We start from the raw sequence: 14,119 nt of genomic DNA, 5'->3' as shown, positions 1-14,119 counted from the left end.
CGCAATACCTGCGCTACAGCGATCCGATCGGCAAMGCCCCCCTGCCGAAGATGGTCAAACGCCCCGGTTACGTCGATGTCAAAGTAAAATCCGTTCTTCGGCTGCCCGCGCACCTGCGCAGGCTCGCACATCGATAACTACGTACCGAGAACGACTGACAACATGGCAAGTACCAAGCCGGGCCAACGCAAACAGCAGATCCTCCAGGCCCTCGCGGCCATGCTCGAACAACCGAAGGGCGAGAAGATCACGACGGCGGCGCTGGCCGCCAGGCTGTCGGTATCGGAAGCGGCACTGTATCGCCATTTCGCCAGCAAGGCGCAAATGTTCGAGGGCCTGATCGAATTCATCGAGGCGAGCGTGTTCACCTTGTTCAACCAGGTTGCGGAACGCGAGGAAAACGGCGTCGCGCAGGCCCATGCGATGCTGCAGATCCTGCTGTCGTTCGCCGCCAACAATCCGGGCATGACGCGCGTGCTGATCGGCGACGCCCTCGTCGGCGAGGACGAGCGCCTCGTGCTGCGCATGAACCAGTTCTACGACAAGGTCGAGCTGGCGTTCAAGCAGGCGCTGCGCGTGGCCGCCACCCAGGGCCACGGACGCGAGGAAGACGTGGCCGCGCGCGCCGCGATGCTCGTCGCCTACGTGACCGGCCGCTGGCACCGCTACGCCAAGAGCGGCTTCCGCCAGCATCCGACCGAGAACAGCCCGCTGCAGCTGGCTTTGCTGCTCGCCGCCTGATATCGATCGCCACGAGCGCCATGGACGCCCCCGTATTCGCCCTGCTCGACGACGCCAGCCAGGAAGGCCATCTGCAGGCACGCTCGCGCCTGTACGAGGGCTATGCGGGCGTGCTGGCCTGCCAGCACGTCGCCGACTGGCCGCGCCTGCTGGACGGCCTGCAGGACGCCCTCGCGAACGGCCTGCACGCCGTGCCGGTGCTGACCTATGAACTGGGCGAGCAACTGCTCGGCATCGCGCCCGCACGCGAGCTGCACGCGCCGCTGGCCCAGGTGCTGCTGTTCGAGCGCTATGCCATGCTGGACGCGGACCAGGTCGACGCCTGGCTGGCGGCGCGCATCGCGCAAGAAGGCGGCAGCGACGGCCCGGCCGGCATCGGCGCCGTGCGCGCGAACGTCGACGAAGCCGCGTTCGCGCAGGCGATCGGGCGCATCCGCGACTACATCGCGGCCGGCGATACGTACCAGGTCAATTACACCTACCGCGTCCGCTTCGAGGCCTTCGGCTCCGCCTGCGCGCTGTACGCGCGCCTGCGCGCGCGCCAGCCGGTGCCGTACGGCGCCCTCGTCGCGCTGCCGGACGGACGCGCCGTGCTGTCGCTGTCGCCGGAACTGTTCGTGCGCCACGACGCCGGCCGCCTGCTGGCGCGCCCGATGAAGGGCACGGCGCCGGCGGATCCGGACGACGACGTCGCCAACGCGGTGCGCGCCCAGCAACTCGCCGCCGACCCGAAGAACCGCGCCGAGAACCTCATGATCGTCGACCTGCTGCGCAACGACCTGGGACGCATCGCGCGCACCGGCAGCGTGGGCGTGCCGGCACTGTTCGACGTGAAGCGCTACAGCAGCGTGCTGCAGATGACGTCAACCGTGCAGGCCCAGCTCGCGCCGGGCACGTCGCTGCAGGCCATCTTCGAGGCTTTGTATCCCTGCGGCTCGATCACCGGCGCGCCCAAGCGCCGCACGATGGAAATCATCCGTGAACTGGAACCGGCCGCGCGCGGCATCTACACGGGCGCGATCGGCTGGATCGATCCGCCGGCGGGCAGCGGGTTCGGCACGCTGCAGCAGGCCCGGTTCGGCGACTTCTGCCTGGCGGTTCCGATCCGCACGCTGACCCTGCAGCCGGAACAGAACGGCGTGCGGCACGGCGAACTGGGCGTGGGCGCAGGGATCGTGTACGACAGCGACGCCGGCGCGGAATACGCCGAATGCCGGCTCAAGGCAGGCTTCCTCACGGGGCTGCCGAACGACTTCGAGATCTTCGAGACCATCTACGCCACGCGTACCGACGGATGCCGCCACCTGGAACGCCATCTCGCGCGCCTGCGGGCATCGGCCGCGTATTTCGGCCATCCATTCAATCCGGACATGGCACGCAGCGCGGCGCTGCAGGCCTGCGCCGCACTGCCGGACGACACGCCGCACCGCGTGCGCCTCGCCTTGCGGCCGGACGGCGAGCTCGTCGTGCAGACCGGCGCGCTGGCACCGCTGGCGGAACCGGTGCAGGTACTGCTGGCGGACGCACCGACGCACGCGCACGACATCTTCCTGCGCCACAAGACGAGCATCCGCAGCCGCTACGACGCCGCCTGGCGCGCGGCGGAAAGCGTGGGCGCGTTCGATACGCTGTTCTTCAACGAGCGCGGCGAACTGACCGAGGGCGGACGCAGCAACGTGTTCGTGCGCATCGGCGGCCGCTGGTACACGCCGCCGCTGTCGTCCGGCGTCCTGCCCGGCGTGATGCGCGGCGTGCTGCTGGACGATCCGGCCTGGAACGCGATCGAATGCCCGCTCACGCGCGACAGTCTTTCGCGCGCGCAGGAAATCGTCGTCTGTAACGCCCTGCGCGGGCCGTTGCGCGCCGCCGTGCTCAAATAGTGCGGAAATAGTGCGCAAATAAAAAGGGCCGGCGGGGCCGGCCAAAAACCGGTCCGGGAAGGCCGACACGCTTTTGGAGGCAGCGGGGTTCGTTGCTGCAGCCGGATCAGAACCGGTAGCCGACGCCGACGCCGAGCAGCAGCGGATCAACCTTGACGCGGCTGGCATGCGCGCCGTTGATGTCGACGTCGCTGCGGATCTGTATTTTCTTGACGTCGAGATTGACCGACCACTTGTTGTCGATGCGGAAGTCGACGCCGGCCTGCAGCGCGGCGCCGATGCTGTCGTGTTCGAGGCGACCAGCGCCGTTCAGGATGTCGACCCTGGAGATCAGCGTGTAATTGATGCCGGCGCCGACGTACGGGTCGATCTGCGCGCCCGGCAGGAAGTGGTATTGCGCCAGCAGCGTGGGCGGCAGGTGCTTGAAGCTGCCGATGCGCTGGCCGTCCAGCGTGACGTCATGCTTTTGCGGCACCGTGAGGAGCAGTTCCGCGGCCCAATTCGGGGTAAAGAAATATGAGATATCGACATCGGGGATCCATTTCGAACTGACGTGCAGGCGGTCGCTGGCGCCGGTGCCGCCCACGGGATCGGACTTGTCGGCCGGGTCGAGATGCACCGCACGCACACGTACCAGCCACGGCGAATCCTGCGCCAGTGCAGGCACGGCGGCCCCGACGAGACCGAGGGCGGCGAACATCAGTTTCAGCATCGACTTCTTCATGGTGAGACCTTTCTTCGTGTTGTTGTTCAGCGAAGATCAGTCTATTGATGCACCCCAACAAAATCGTTGATGTGCATCAAAATAACCATGACGGTGTGATGGTTATTGCGGAAACGACAGCTTCAGCAAAAGCTGACGGGCCGGTATGGGTCGAGAGCCGCCTGTCGTGACAGTCCGTGAGCTTTGCAGTTCGGCAACGTGCTATGCTGGGCAGAATGGTCGGGTTCAGTCAAGGGCAGAGGCTCGCATGATGCTGAACCGGGCACCCGGGTACTTCATGGCCCCGGCGACATCACTTTGGAACACGTCAATGATCGATAGCAGCCAAACACTGACCGAAAGCCGGAGCGACGATGACGTCGCGTTTATCGCACCTACTTTCTACGTCGTCTCCCGAAAGAAGCTGGCAATACTGTATTTAGCGACTTTTGGCCTGTACGGCGTCTACTGGTTCTATAAGAATTGGAGCAATTACAAAAACTGCAGCTCCGATAAGTTCAATGTCGATCGATCGATCTGGCCGGTGGCGCGCGGGATCTTCTCGATCTTCTTTACCCACGCCCTGTTCCGCGAAATCAAGGCCTATGGCCGTGACAAGGAGGCGCTGGCCGAATGGAATAACGAATCGCTGGCAACGCAACTGGTGCTGTTCATGATCGCAGCGAACGTGCTTGACCGCTTGAGCGCTCGTTCCATCGGCTCACCCTACACCGACGTCGCCTCACTACTGATCGTGGCGCCTCTGCTTGGCCTGCTGCTTAGTGCACAGCACATGATCAATGTTGGCTGTGGCGATCCCGATGGCGCAAGCAACAGCCGACTCACAAATGCCAATTACGTATGGATCGCACTAGGCCTGGTTTTCTGGGTTTTCGTCATTCTAGGCTTTATATCGCCCGAGGCCTGACCACTACCGTTGAACGGCCGGGTTCGGCCAGAAGCGGACGGTCGCAACAGACTTTTATCAAGCGCGAGCAGGACGTTCCACAATTCAAACACGGTAAAAATCATAGGTAATAATGTCAGTCATCACTCTGTTCTTCTTGGTTGCAGGCGCTGCCCTCTTAACCATCGGCTTCAAGAAACACAACCGCGTGCTGCTTACGGTTGCCGCCTTTTTATGGCTTGCTTCGGGCACCTGGAGCGACTTCGCCCACGGTTTCGGTGATGGCTGGCGTGCCGGCTCGCCTGTGACTTCTTCTATCACCCGCTAGGTCCGTTTCGTGAAGTAGTAGCTCGACGCATTCATGCCTCAGTTCGCGTAAGTCCACTCTGGGTCGGGTGCTGCCTTTCGTGACAGTCTGCGATTTTTCTGCGGTGGCAACATGCTATGCTGGCTGGAACGGCCGAGATCGACCAGAAGCGGAAACCTAGTCGTCTTACTCAACAAGTGAAACCGGAATTTCAACATGAACGAACGTCCTGTACCGGAAGCAGCTTTGCAAGACCCGAACTCCGTGGAAATGCTGCGGGTCTGGGTGGCTGCAGGCCAGCTGCATTGCTCGCTGAAAGTCGGGATGTACCGTGATGGGATGGGAATTGATGAGGAAATCGCATGGGGAACCATTCTCGCAGATGCAGCGCGCCACATCGCTAAGGCACTGCAGAGTGGTAGCAACCTGAATGAGACCAAAAGCCTTGCCAAACTCGTCGCGAAGTTTAACGAGGAAGTAACTGTACCTTCGTCTGACCTAAAAGGCGGGTTCGTCTGATTTATTCCGTCCGCTTCGGGTCGTAAGCGGATTGACCAGGTCGGTCTGCTGTCGGCCACGGAGCCCGATTACAATGGCGAATATGGAAAATGCTTACACGGCGATAGGACGAGCAGTCTTCTACGCACAAATCTTCGAGACTGCGCTTGTTCCAATATATGAGTTTTACAAGATGCAAACTGAGCCAGGATACGCCGAAACGACTGGCGGCTATCTTCCTGCAGGCGCGTTCAAAGTCCCAATAAGAAACATTCTAAAAACGCTATCCGCAGCCCAACGCATTGATCCGGATTTAGAAGAGCGTTTATCGAAATATGTCGAAGACCGTCACGTACTAATTCACCGCTGGGTGCAGGAAAACGGAGTCCCCGAGGACAATGATGCTGAAGGCTTTGCTCCCTACGTTGCGCTCGCGAATCGGGTAGAGCAGGAAGCAAAGATACTGACTCAAATTTTTACAGCATACGTGGTGAAATACGCGAATCCTGAATGGGCGGAACAACACGTTGACGAATACAGGGCAAAGATGGCCCATTTGTTCCTTCGCTCACATATAGACGAATAGTACGGTGCAAGGATACGTATTGATTCATCGACAAAACGATGATCGACAGGCCCTCTGCCCATCCGCGCTGGGTCGTTAGCAGACGGCTGTAATAGTCTGCTACCGGCCCAAGAGCGGACATAAGGAAACTCATGAAGTTCGTCACGATTGCAAATCCAGAGCGGGCAGTCTCACAAGTTGCGATATTGTTCGGCTTCGCTGTCTCATTGATGTTGGCATCCAAAGCCGAGTTTTTTCTCCCTAATTTTGCTTTTTTTTKGGGGACTCAGCTTGCTGTCGTTGCGGCTATTTTTTCATTGCGACCACGACCAGCAATAGTTGGGGCGCTATCCTTTGTCCTAGCAATTTTATTGTTGGGGTTTCAAAGATGGGTTTTGAGTCGCTCATACCTCGATGGCTTGATCTGGCTTCTCTACCTATGCTTGCTATTTGGCGCGGCAGTTGGAGGCCTTGTCGCTACATTGTGGTGCCGTCACAAAAGCAACCTCACTCCTCTTCAGGCTGCGTGTACTACTGGAATGGCAACGATCATAGGAATTTGTTTGAGTGCTATCTGTTTTCTCTGAGGCTTTAACGGCGTCCGCTTTGGGTCGCAACCGGCCCGAATTGGAGCGCAAGAATAGGCCGAGAGCAGGCAACTGCAAATTCAGCAAATGCGGTCGGTCCTACATATGGACGATAAATAACGTACTTACATCGCTGCATGATTGCTCACTTTCATATGGCAGGACGCTTCAGATCGAGCAAAAGAAATAGCGTACACAGAGCTCCCGTCCTGTTGAGCGGACTGCTCTTCCTGTCGCAAGCCACCGCCGGCGACCTCGGGAACGCGGCCGGCGCTGCCGCCGGCATCTTTGCCGACATCTACGTGCACGAAGCCGGGCATGCGTTCGCCGCCCACGGAGTCGGCGCCAGCGACATCCACATCCATGTGCCAGGATCCCAGTGCGCGCTTCTGTGCGGCGAAACCAGCTGGGTATTGCCATCCACGCTCGGTCCGTCCAAACAGCGCGCGCTGGACGCCGCCGGCTTCGCGGCCAGCAACCTGGCTGCCGAGGCGCTGCTGCACATGAATGCCGGCGCGCGCTCAGCCTTCGGCCAAGGCTTCATCGCGACGAACCTGTATTCGAACGTGGCGCACGTCGTCACTTACTACACGCGCGTCGTTGGACGCAATGGTTACCGGGGCAATGACATCGACGCCTTCGAGCAGGCCGGTGGCAATGCGCATGGTCTGGCGGCGGGCATGCTTGCGTATTCGGCGTGGGCATTGCACAGGATGAAGCAACGGCACATACCGGTGATGTTTGTGCAGCTGCGGCTTTAACGCAGGCGTCGCAGAAACGACAAATCGGACGCTCTTCAGCCTCCCAGCGCCTGCTCGATCTTGCCGACCAGCGTAGGGTCTTCCGGCGTCACCTTGCTCGGGAAGTAGTCGATGACTTTACCGTTGCGGTCGATCAGGTATTTATTGAAATTCCACTTGGGCTGGTTGCCGGTGGCCTTGATCAGCTCCGAATACAGCGGATTGGCACTGGCGCCCGTCACGACGGTGCTGGTGAACATCGGGAACTTCACGCCGTACGTGTTGTAGCAGAGGTCGGCGATCTTCTTCGCGTCGGCGTCTTCCTGCTTGAAATCGTTCGACGGGAAGCCCAGCACGACAAGGCCGCGCGGCGCGTATTTCGCGTACAGCTTTTCCAGGCCCTCGTACTGCCTGGTGAAACCGCAGTAGCTGGCCGTGTTCACCACCAGCACCACCTTGCCGGCGTACTGGCACAGGTCCTGCGGCGCTTCGTCCTGCAGGCGGTTGAACGTGTGCTTCAGGACGGCCGGGCAGCTGGCCGGATGGGCCGCGGGCTGGACGGCCGGCGTCTGCGCCAGCGCTGGCGTCGTTGTGGAAAACGTCACGGCGGCGCCGAGGGAAAGCAGCAAAGCGGTGGACTTGAGCATGGTCGGAAGATCGCACGGGTTGGTGGATCTTTATTCTATGCCAATCGACGCGGGTAGGCAGGTTCAGGCGGCGATCTTCACCTTGGACATATCCGCCTTCGGTGCCGGCCATTCCAGTTTCATGCCCTGCATCGTCTCCAGCAACAGATGGGCGATGACGAGGTTGCGGTGCGTCTTCGAATCCGCCGGCACGACGTACCACGGCGCATGGTCGCAATCGGTCACGTTGATCAAGTCGGCGTAGGTGCGCTGGTAGACGTCCCATTTGTCGCGCGCGGCCAGGTCGGCCGGATCGAACTTCCAGTGCTTTTCCGGATCGTCCAGCCGTGCCTGCAGGCGCTCGCGCTGCTCATCCTTCGAGATGTGCAGGAAAACCTTCATGACTGTCGTTCCCGTCTCGGCCAGCATGCGCTCGAAGTCGCGGATGTGGCCGTAGCGACGCGCGCAGGCGTCGTCGTCCAGCGCGCCGGCGACGCGCGGCACGATCACGTCCTCGTAATGGCTGCGGTTGAAGATGCCGATCTCGCCCTTGCCCGGCACGCGCGCGTGCACGCGCCAGAGAAAGTCATGCGCCTTTTCCTTGTCGGTCGGCGCGACGAAGCCGGTGGCGTGCAAGCCCATCGGATTAATTTGCGAGAACAACGCGCGGACGGTGCCATCCTTGCCGGACGTGTCCGTGCCTTGCAGGATCAACAACAGTTTTTGTTCACGCGCCGCGTACAGCTTTTCCTGCAGCTTCGCGATTTCCCCGGTCAGCTCGACAGTAAGCGCTCGCTCGCGCTCCTTGATCTCACCGTTCTTGAGCTTGCCTTTCTTGTCGTCACGCAGCGGGGTGGCGCCGGCATCCTTGTCGCGCAGCTCGAGTTGTTTCGGTGCGCGGAAGCGTTCCAGCATGCTCATGCGGCCTGTTCCCCCAGCTTGCGGTGCTCGATCAGCATGCAGTGGTTCATCACCACGTCCAGGCCGGCCGCGCGGGCGAGGTCGGCGGCGACCTGGTTCTCGATGCCGAGCTGCATCCATAGGCAGGCGGCGCGCACATCGATGGCGTCTTTCGCAATGGGCTGCATCTCCTCGGCTTTACGGAAACAGTCGACGACGTCGATGCGCGTGCCCGACGAGGCCAGCGCGTCGGCCGCTTCCTGCAACGTCGCGTACACGATCTCGCCGAGGATCTGCTGGCCGGCATAGGCCGGGTTGACGGGGATGATGCGGTAACCCTGCTGCTGCAGGTAAGTGGCCACTTCCAGGCTGGCGCGTTCGGGCTTGTTCGAGAGCCCGACGACGGCCACGGTCCGGGCGGCGCGGAGGATTTGTTCGATGGTTCGCATGCTGGGCCTGTTCGTTTCGTGGTGGTCTTGTCGTTGGCACTAGCTTATCAGGTTCATATCATCGGACGGCGCAAGCGAGTGCAGTATCAACAATTCGGGGGCAGAGCACATTTCGGCAAAAATTCGGGGTCAGAGCACATTTTTCGACAATGGTTTCCAAGAAAGTTCGGCATCGATATCGTCGTTCTTGTCGGGCTACGAGCGCCAATGTCCCGAATTTTCTTGGGCAGGAGCTATTAATCCAAAAAGTGCTCTGACCCCGAATTTTCCAGCTCGGGCAACGACTGCGGCGGGGCAAATAAAAAGGGCAGCCCGCAGGCTGCCCCCTTGTCGACCGCTCGAACAACCAGCGATCAGCGTCCTTTATGACGCAGCTTAGCGATGGCCGCCAGCTGGGCGACCGCCGCCGCCAGTTCGGCTTGCGCCTTGGCGTAGTCGATTGCCGATTCCTTGTTGACCATCAGCTCTTCGGCCTTGCGCTTGGCGTCCTGGGCTTTCGCTTCGTCCAGGTCGGCACCGCGGATTGCGGTGTCGGCGAGGACGGTCACGCCTTTCGGCTGGACTTCCAGGATGCCGCCGGCAACGAACACGAACTCTTCGTCGGTGCGGCCCGGCACCTTGATGCGCACGGCACCCGGGCGGATGCGCGTGATCAAGGGGGTGTGCATCGGGTAGATACCCAGCTCACCCGCTTCACCCGGCAACGCGACGAATTCCGCTTCGCCCGAAAAGATCTGCTCTTCGGCCGAGACGACGTCAACGTGAATGGTATTTGCCATAAGTGTCCTTTGAAGAGGCTAGCGATCAGGCAGCCAGCTTCTTGGCCTTTTCGATCGCTTCTTCGATGGTGCCGACCATGTAGAACGCCTGCTCCGGCAGGTGGTCCAGCTCGCCCGACGCGATCATCTTGAAGCCCTTGATCGTGTCTTTCAGCGAGACGTACTTGCCCGGTGCGCCGGTGAACACTTCAGCGACGTGGAACGGCTGCGACAGGAAACGCTGCATCTTGCGTGCACGTGCGACGACCAGCTTGTCTTCCGGTGCCAGTTCGTCCATGCCCAGAATCGCGATGATGTCACGCAGTTCCTTGTAGCGCTGCAGGGTGCCCTGCACGGCGCGCGCGGTGCTGTAGTGCTCGTCGCCGACGACCAGCGGGTCCAGCTGGCGCGAGGTCGAGTCCAGCGGGTCCACGGCCGGGTAGATACCCAGCGAGGCGATGTCACGCGACAGAACGACGGTCGAGTCCAGGTGGGCGAAGGTGGTTGCCGGCGACGGGTCGGTCAAGTCGTCCGCAGGGACGTACACGGCCTGGATCGAGGTGATCGAGCCGGTCTTGGTCGACGTGATGCGCTCTTGCAGGCGGCCCATTTCTTCGGCCAAGGTCGGCTGGTAGCCCACGGCGGACGGCATACGGCCCAGCAGTGCCGACACTTCGGTACCGGCCAGCGTGTAACGGTAGATGTTGTCGACGAAGAACAGAACGTCCTTGCCTTCGTCACGGAACGCTTCCGCCATGGTCAGGCCGGTCAGCGCGACGCGCAGACGGTTGCCCGGCGGTTCGTTCATCTGGCCGTAGACCATCGCGACCTTCGAGTTGCCCAGGTTGTCCAGATCGACGACCTTCGCATCGGCCATTTCGTGGTAGAAGTCGTTACCTTCACGGGTACGCTCACCCACGCCGGCGAACACGGACAGACCCGAGTGCGCTTTAGCGATGTTGTTGATCAGTTCCATCATGTTCACGGTCTTGCCGACGCCGGCGCCGCCGAACAGGCCGACCTTACCGCCTTTGGCGAACGGGCAGACCAGGTCGATCACCTTGATGCCGGTTTCCAGCAGGTCTTGCGACGGCGACAGCTCGTCGTACTGCGGGGCGGTGCGGTGGATCGACGCGGTGCGCTCCTGGCTGACCGGACCGCGCTCGTCGATCGGGTTGCCCAGCACGTCCATGATGCGGCCCAGCGTGGCCGGACCCACCGGGACCATGATCGGTTTGCCGGTGTTCTGGATGGTCATGCCGCGACGCAGGCCTTCCGAGCTGCCCAGCGCGATGGTGCGGACGATGCCGTCGCCCAGCTGCTGCTGCACTTCCAGCGTCAGTTCGGAGCCTTCCATTTTCAGTGCGTCATACACCTTCGGCATGGCGTCGCGCGGGAATTCCACGTCAACCACCGCGCCGATACACTGAACGATTTTGCCATCAGCCATTTTCGTTCCTTCAGATATAGTTTTAATGTCGTTTCGTGAGATCGCTTACGTCGCTCAGCTGCTGATTGCAGCTGCGCCCGACACGATCTCGGAGAGTTCTTTGGTAATCGCCGCCTGGCGGGTCTTGTTGTAGACCAGCTTCAGCTCGCCGATGACGTTGCCCGCGTTGTCGGTCGCGGCCTTCATCGCCACCATGCGCGCCGATTGCTCGGACGCCAGGTTTTCGGCGACGGATTGGTAAATCAACGCCTCGACGTAGCGCACCAGCAGTTCGTCGATCACCACTTGCGCGTCCGGCTCGTAGATGTAGTCCCACGAGTGGGCGCTGCTGTCCGCCTGCAGGTGTGCGGCCGGCAGCGGAAGCAGCTGCTCGATGACCGGTTCCTGGCGCATGGTGTTGATGAACTTGGTGTAGCACAGGTACACCGCGTCCAGCTTGCCATCCTGGTAAGCGTCGAGCATGACCTTGATCGGCCCGATCAGCTTGTCCAGGTGCGGGGTGTCGCCGATCTGGGTTACGCTCGACACGATCTTCACGCCGACGCGGTTCAGGAACCCCAGACCTTTATTGCCGATTGCAACGGCTTCAATGCGATTGCCCGCGGCTTCCAGCTCGCGGGACTTCTGCGTCACCTGGCGCAGCACGTTGGTGTTCATGCCGCCGCACAGACCCTTGTCGGTCGTGACGACGATGAAGCCGACGGCTTTCGCCTGCACGTCCTTGGCTTGCGCCATGAACGCGTGGGTGTACTCCGGGTTCGCAGTGGCGAGGTTGGCCGTGATGTTACGGACCTTCTCGCTGTAGGGACGGGCGGCGCGCATCCGGTCCTGCGCCTTGCGCATCTTGGACGCGGCGACCATTTCCATCGCCTTGGTGATCTTCTTCGTATTTTCTACGCTCTTGATCTTGCCACGTATCTCTTTGCCTGCTGCCATGAGCCCTTACTCCTTGTGAGGACGGAGATGACTCCCCGTCCCGAGATCCATCAATAAGCCGGTCTTAGAACGACTTCTTGAAATCGGCGATGGCGGCGGCCAGCGCTGCTTCGCCGTCCTTGTCCAGTGCCTTGGTCTCTTCGATCTTCGACAGCAGGGCGCTGTGGCTCGACTTCAGGAAGCCATGCAGACCGGCTTCGAAATCCAGCACGCGCTTGACTTCGATGCTGTCGAAGTAGCCCTTGTTGACGGCGAACAGCGAAGCGGCCATCAGCGAGATCGGCAGCGGCGAGTACTGCTTCTGCTTCAGCAGTTCGGTCACGCGCGCACCGCGGTCCAGCTGTTTGCGGGTCGACTCGTCCAGGTCCGATGCGAACTGCGCGAACGCGGCCAGCTCACGGTACTGTGCCAGGTCGGTACGGATACCGCCGGACAGGCTCTTGATGACCTTGGTCTGGGCTGCGCCACCGACGCGCGACACCGAGATACCCGCGTTGATCGCCGGACGGATACCGGCGTTGAACAGCGAGGTCTCCAGGAAGATCTGGCCGTCGGTAATCGAGATCACGTTGGTCGGAACGAAGGCCGAGACGTCGCCCGCCTGCGTTTCGATGATCGGCAGTGCGGTCAGCGAACCGGTCTTGCCCTTGACGGCGCCGTTGGTGAACTTCTCGACGTAGTCGGCGTTGACGCGTGCGGCACGCTCCAGCAGACGGCTGTGCAGGTAGAACACGTCGCCCGGGTAAGCTTCGCGGCCCGGCGGACGGCGCAGCAGCAGCGAGATCTGGCGGTAGGCAACGGCCTGCTTCGACAGGTCGTCGTACACGATCAGCGCGTCTTCGCCGCGGTCGCGGAAGTATTCGCCCATCGCGCAGCCCGAGTAGGCCGAGATGTACTGCATGGCAGCCGATTCCGACGCCGAAGCGGCGACGACGATCGTGTATTCCATCGCGCCGTGCTCTTCCAGCGAGCGCACGATGTTCTTGATGGTCGATGCCTTCTGGCCGATCGCGACGTACACGCAGGTGACGCCCTGGCCCTTCTGGTTGATGATCGCGTCGACTGCGACAGCCGATTTACCGGTCTGGCGGTCGCCGATGATCAGCTCGCGCTGGCCACGGCCGATCGGCACCATCGAGTCGATCGACTTGATACCGGTCTGCAGCGGCTGCGACACGGATTCGCGGGCGATCACGCCCGGGGCGATCTTTTCGATCGGGGCGGTCAGCTTGGCATCGACCGGACCCTTGCCGTCGATCGGCTGGCCCAGGGCGTTGACGACGCGGCCACGCAGTTCCGGACCGATTGGCACTTCCAGGATGCGGCCCGTGGTCTTGACGGTGTCGCCTTCCGAGATGTTCTCGTAGGCACCCAGGATCACGGCACCGACCGAGTCACGCTCGAGGTTCATGGCCAGACCGAAGGTGTTGCCCGGAAATTCCAGCATCTCGCCCTGCATCACGTCCGACAGACCATGGATGCGGCAGATACCGTCGGCGACGGAAATCACCGTGCCTTGGTTACGAACATCAGCCGAACCTTCGAGGCCCTGGATGCGGCTCTTGATCAGTTCGCTGATTTCAGACGAATTAAGTTGCATGAGTGCTACTCCTAATAGTTTCTTGATGCGTAGGGCAAGTCCCTGGACGCGGCGACGGTGCTGGTCTTACGATTCTCAGGCCACCAGCGCGTTGTGCATCTGCTGCAGCTTCGCGCGGACCGAGGTATCGAGCACTTCATCGCCGACGACCACGCGCACACCACCGATCAGCGACGGATCGACTACGACCGTGGGGTTCAGCTTGCGACCAAATTTCTTTTCCAGCGTGGCGGCCAGCGGGTTGAGCTGGTCGGCCGAAAGGTCGAACGCGCTGTAGATCGTCGCGTCGGCGGCGCCTTCCTGTGCATTCTTGAGCACAGTGAACTGGGCACCGATTTCCGGCAGCAGGGCAACGCGGCCGTTCTCGGCCAGCATCGCAATAAAGTTCTTCGCTTCAGGGCTCAGCGGCGACTTGACCAGGGACGCAATCGTATCGGCCAGCTGTGCTTGCGTGACGTTCGGATTGGCAGCA

At 61.4% G+C, this 14,119-nt stretch carries 17 protein-coding genes; 8 read left to right on the top strand and 9 right to left on the bottom strand.

The features are described from left to right. The first annotated feature begins 162 nt into the window (after nucleotides 1-162). Together slmA and AC1DYX_RS18070 are read left to right on the top strand one after the other, a co-directional pair. Nucleotides 163-741: a nucleoid occlusion factor SlmA gene (gene slmA, locus AC1DYX_RS18075; RefSeq protein ID WP_477261272.1), complete on the top strand. Its 579-nt coding sequence runs from the start codon at nucleotides 163-165 to the stop codon at nucleotides 739-741. Nucleotides 742-761: 20 nt separating this feature from the next. Next, complete coding sequence (locus AC1DYX_RS18070; protein ID WP_477261270.1) at nucleotides 762-2,621, top strand: chorismate-binding protein; 1,860 nt, start codon at nucleotides 762-764, stop codon at nucleotides 2,619-2,621. Nucleotides 2,622-2,727: 106 nt separating this feature from the next. Here the strand turns inward: AC1DYX_RS18070 and AC1DYX_RS18065 are convergent, their stop codons facing one another. Next, nucleotides 2,728-3,345, bottom strand: coding sequence for an OmpW/AlkL family protein (locus tag AC1DYX_RS18065; RefSeq protein ID WP_477261268.1), 618 nt, complete (start codon nucleotides 3,343-3,345; stop codon nucleotides 2,728-2,730). Between the two features lie 310 nt (nucleotides 3,346-3,655). Here AC1DYX_RS18065 and AC1DYX_RS18060 point away from each other — a divergent pair, with 310 nt between their 5' ends. The 6 genes from AC1DYX_RS18060 to AC1DYX_RS18035 all read left to right on the top strand — a co-directional run bounded on the left by AC1DYX_RS18060 (nucleotide 3,656) and on the right by AC1DYX_RS18035 (nucleotide 6,949). Then, the gene (locus tag AC1DYX_RS18060) at nucleotides 3,656-4,252 is read left to right on the top strand and encodes a hypothetical protein (RefSeq protein WP_477261266.1); all 597 of its coding nucleotides are present in this window, start codon (nucleotides 3,656-3,658) and stop codon (nucleotides 4,250-4,252) included. A gap of 112 nt (nucleotides 4,253-4,364) precedes the next feature. Then, on the top strand, nucleotides 4,365-4,559 hold the full coding sequence (locus AC1DYX_RS18055; RefSeq protein ID WP_477261264.1) for a hypothetical protein: 195 nt from the start codon (nucleotides 4,365-4,367) through the stop codon (nucleotides 4,557-4,559). 195 nt (nucleotides 4,560-4,754) lie between these two features. Then, the gene (locus AC1DYX_RS18050) at nucleotides 4,755-5,057 is read left to right on the top strand and encodes a DUF5076 domain-containing protein (RefSeq protein ID WP_477261262.1); all 303 of its coding nucleotides are present in this window, start codon (nucleotides 4,755-4,757) and stop codon (nucleotides 5,055-5,057) included. A gap of 73 nt (nucleotides 5,058-5,130) precedes the next feature. Then, the gene (locus AC1DYX_RS18045; protein ID WP_477261260.1) at nucleotides 5,131-5,622 is read left to right on the top strand and encodes a hypothetical protein; all 492 of its coding nucleotides are present in this window, start codon (nucleotides 5,131-5,133) and stop codon (nucleotides 5,620-5,622) included. Between the two features lie 131 nt (nucleotides 5,623-5,753). Beyond that, nucleotides 5,754-6,188 carry a hypothetical protein gene (locus AC1DYX_RS18040; protein ID WP_477261258.1) on the top strand — a complete coding sequence of 145 codons (435 nt, stop codon included), beginning with the start codon at nucleotides 5,754-5,756 and terminating at the stop codon, nucleotides 6,186-6,188. A 212-nt stretch (nucleotides 6,189-6,400) separates the two neighbouring features. Beyond that, complete coding sequence (locus AC1DYX_RS18035) at nucleotides 6,401-6,949, top strand: hypothetical protein (protein ID WP_477261256.1); 549 nt, start codon at nucleotides 6,401-6,403, stop codon at nucleotides 6,947-6,949. A 35-nt stretch (nucleotides 6,950-6,984) separates the two neighbouring features. Here AC1DYX_RS18035 and AC1DYX_RS18030 read toward each other — a convergent pair whose 3' ends face one another. From AC1DYX_RS18030 to AC1DYX_RS17995, 8 genes are all read right to left on the bottom strand, one after another. After that, on the bottom strand, nucleotides 6,985-7,575 hold the full coding sequence (locus tag AC1DYX_RS18030) for a glutathione peroxidase (protein WP_477261254.1): 591 nt from the start codon (nucleotides 7,573-7,575) through the stop codon (nucleotides 6,985-6,987). Between the two features lie 63 nt (nucleotides 7,576-7,638). Further along, entirely contained in the window at nucleotides 7,639-8,475 is an 837-nt protein-coding gene (locus tag AC1DYX_RS18025; RefSeq protein WP_477261252.1) for a PPK2 family polyphosphate kinase, read from the bottom strand. After that, nucleotides 8,472-8,903, bottom strand: a complete 432-nt coding sequence (locus AC1DYX_RS18020; protein WP_477261250.1) for a CoA-binding protein — start codon at nucleotides 8,901-8,903, stop codon at nucleotides 8,472-8,474. The genes AC1DYX_RS18025 and AC1DYX_RS18020 overlap by 4 nt, the downstream gene beginning before the upstream one ends. Nucleotides 8,904-9,256: 353 nt before the next feature. Beyond that, nucleotides 9,257-9,682, bottom strand: coding sequence for a F0F1 ATP synthase subunit epsilon (locus tag AC1DYX_RS18015; RefSeq protein WP_477261248.1), 426 nt, complete (start codon nucleotides 9,680-9,682; stop codon nucleotides 9,257-9,259). Between the two features lie 25 nt (nucleotides 9,683-9,707). After that, nucleotides 9,708-11,111 (bottom strand): F0F1 ATP synthase subunit beta, encoded by a 1,404-nt coding sequence (gene atpD, locus AC1DYX_RS18010; protein WP_477261246.1) that lies wholly within the window; start codon nucleotides 11,109-11,111, stop codon nucleotides 9,708-9,710. Nucleotides 11,112-11,165: 54 nt separating this feature from the next. Next, nucleotides 11,166-12,047, bottom strand: a complete 882-nt coding sequence (gene atpG, locus AC1DYX_RS18005; RefSeq protein ID WP_477261244.1) for a F0F1 ATP synthase subunit gamma — start codon at nucleotides 12,045-12,047, stop codon at nucleotides 11,166-11,168. Between the two features lie 64 nt (nucleotides 12,048-12,111). Further along, complete coding sequence (gene atpA, locus AC1DYX_RS18000; RefSeq protein ID WP_477261242.1) at nucleotides 12,112-13,647, bottom strand: F0F1 ATP synthase subunit alpha; 1,536 nt, start codon at nucleotides 13,645-13,647, stop codon at nucleotides 12,112-12,114. A gap of 75 nt (nucleotides 13,648-13,722) precedes the next feature. After that, the coding region (locus AC1DYX_RS17995; protein WP_477261240.1) for a F0F1 ATP synthase subunit delta at nucleotides 13,723-14,119 on the bottom strand (397 nt) is incomplete at its 5' end.

This window comes from Massilia sp. P2_C2 (genome assembly GCF_056404615.1).
This window is presented reverse-complemented; position numbering and strand designations above follow the sequence as displayed.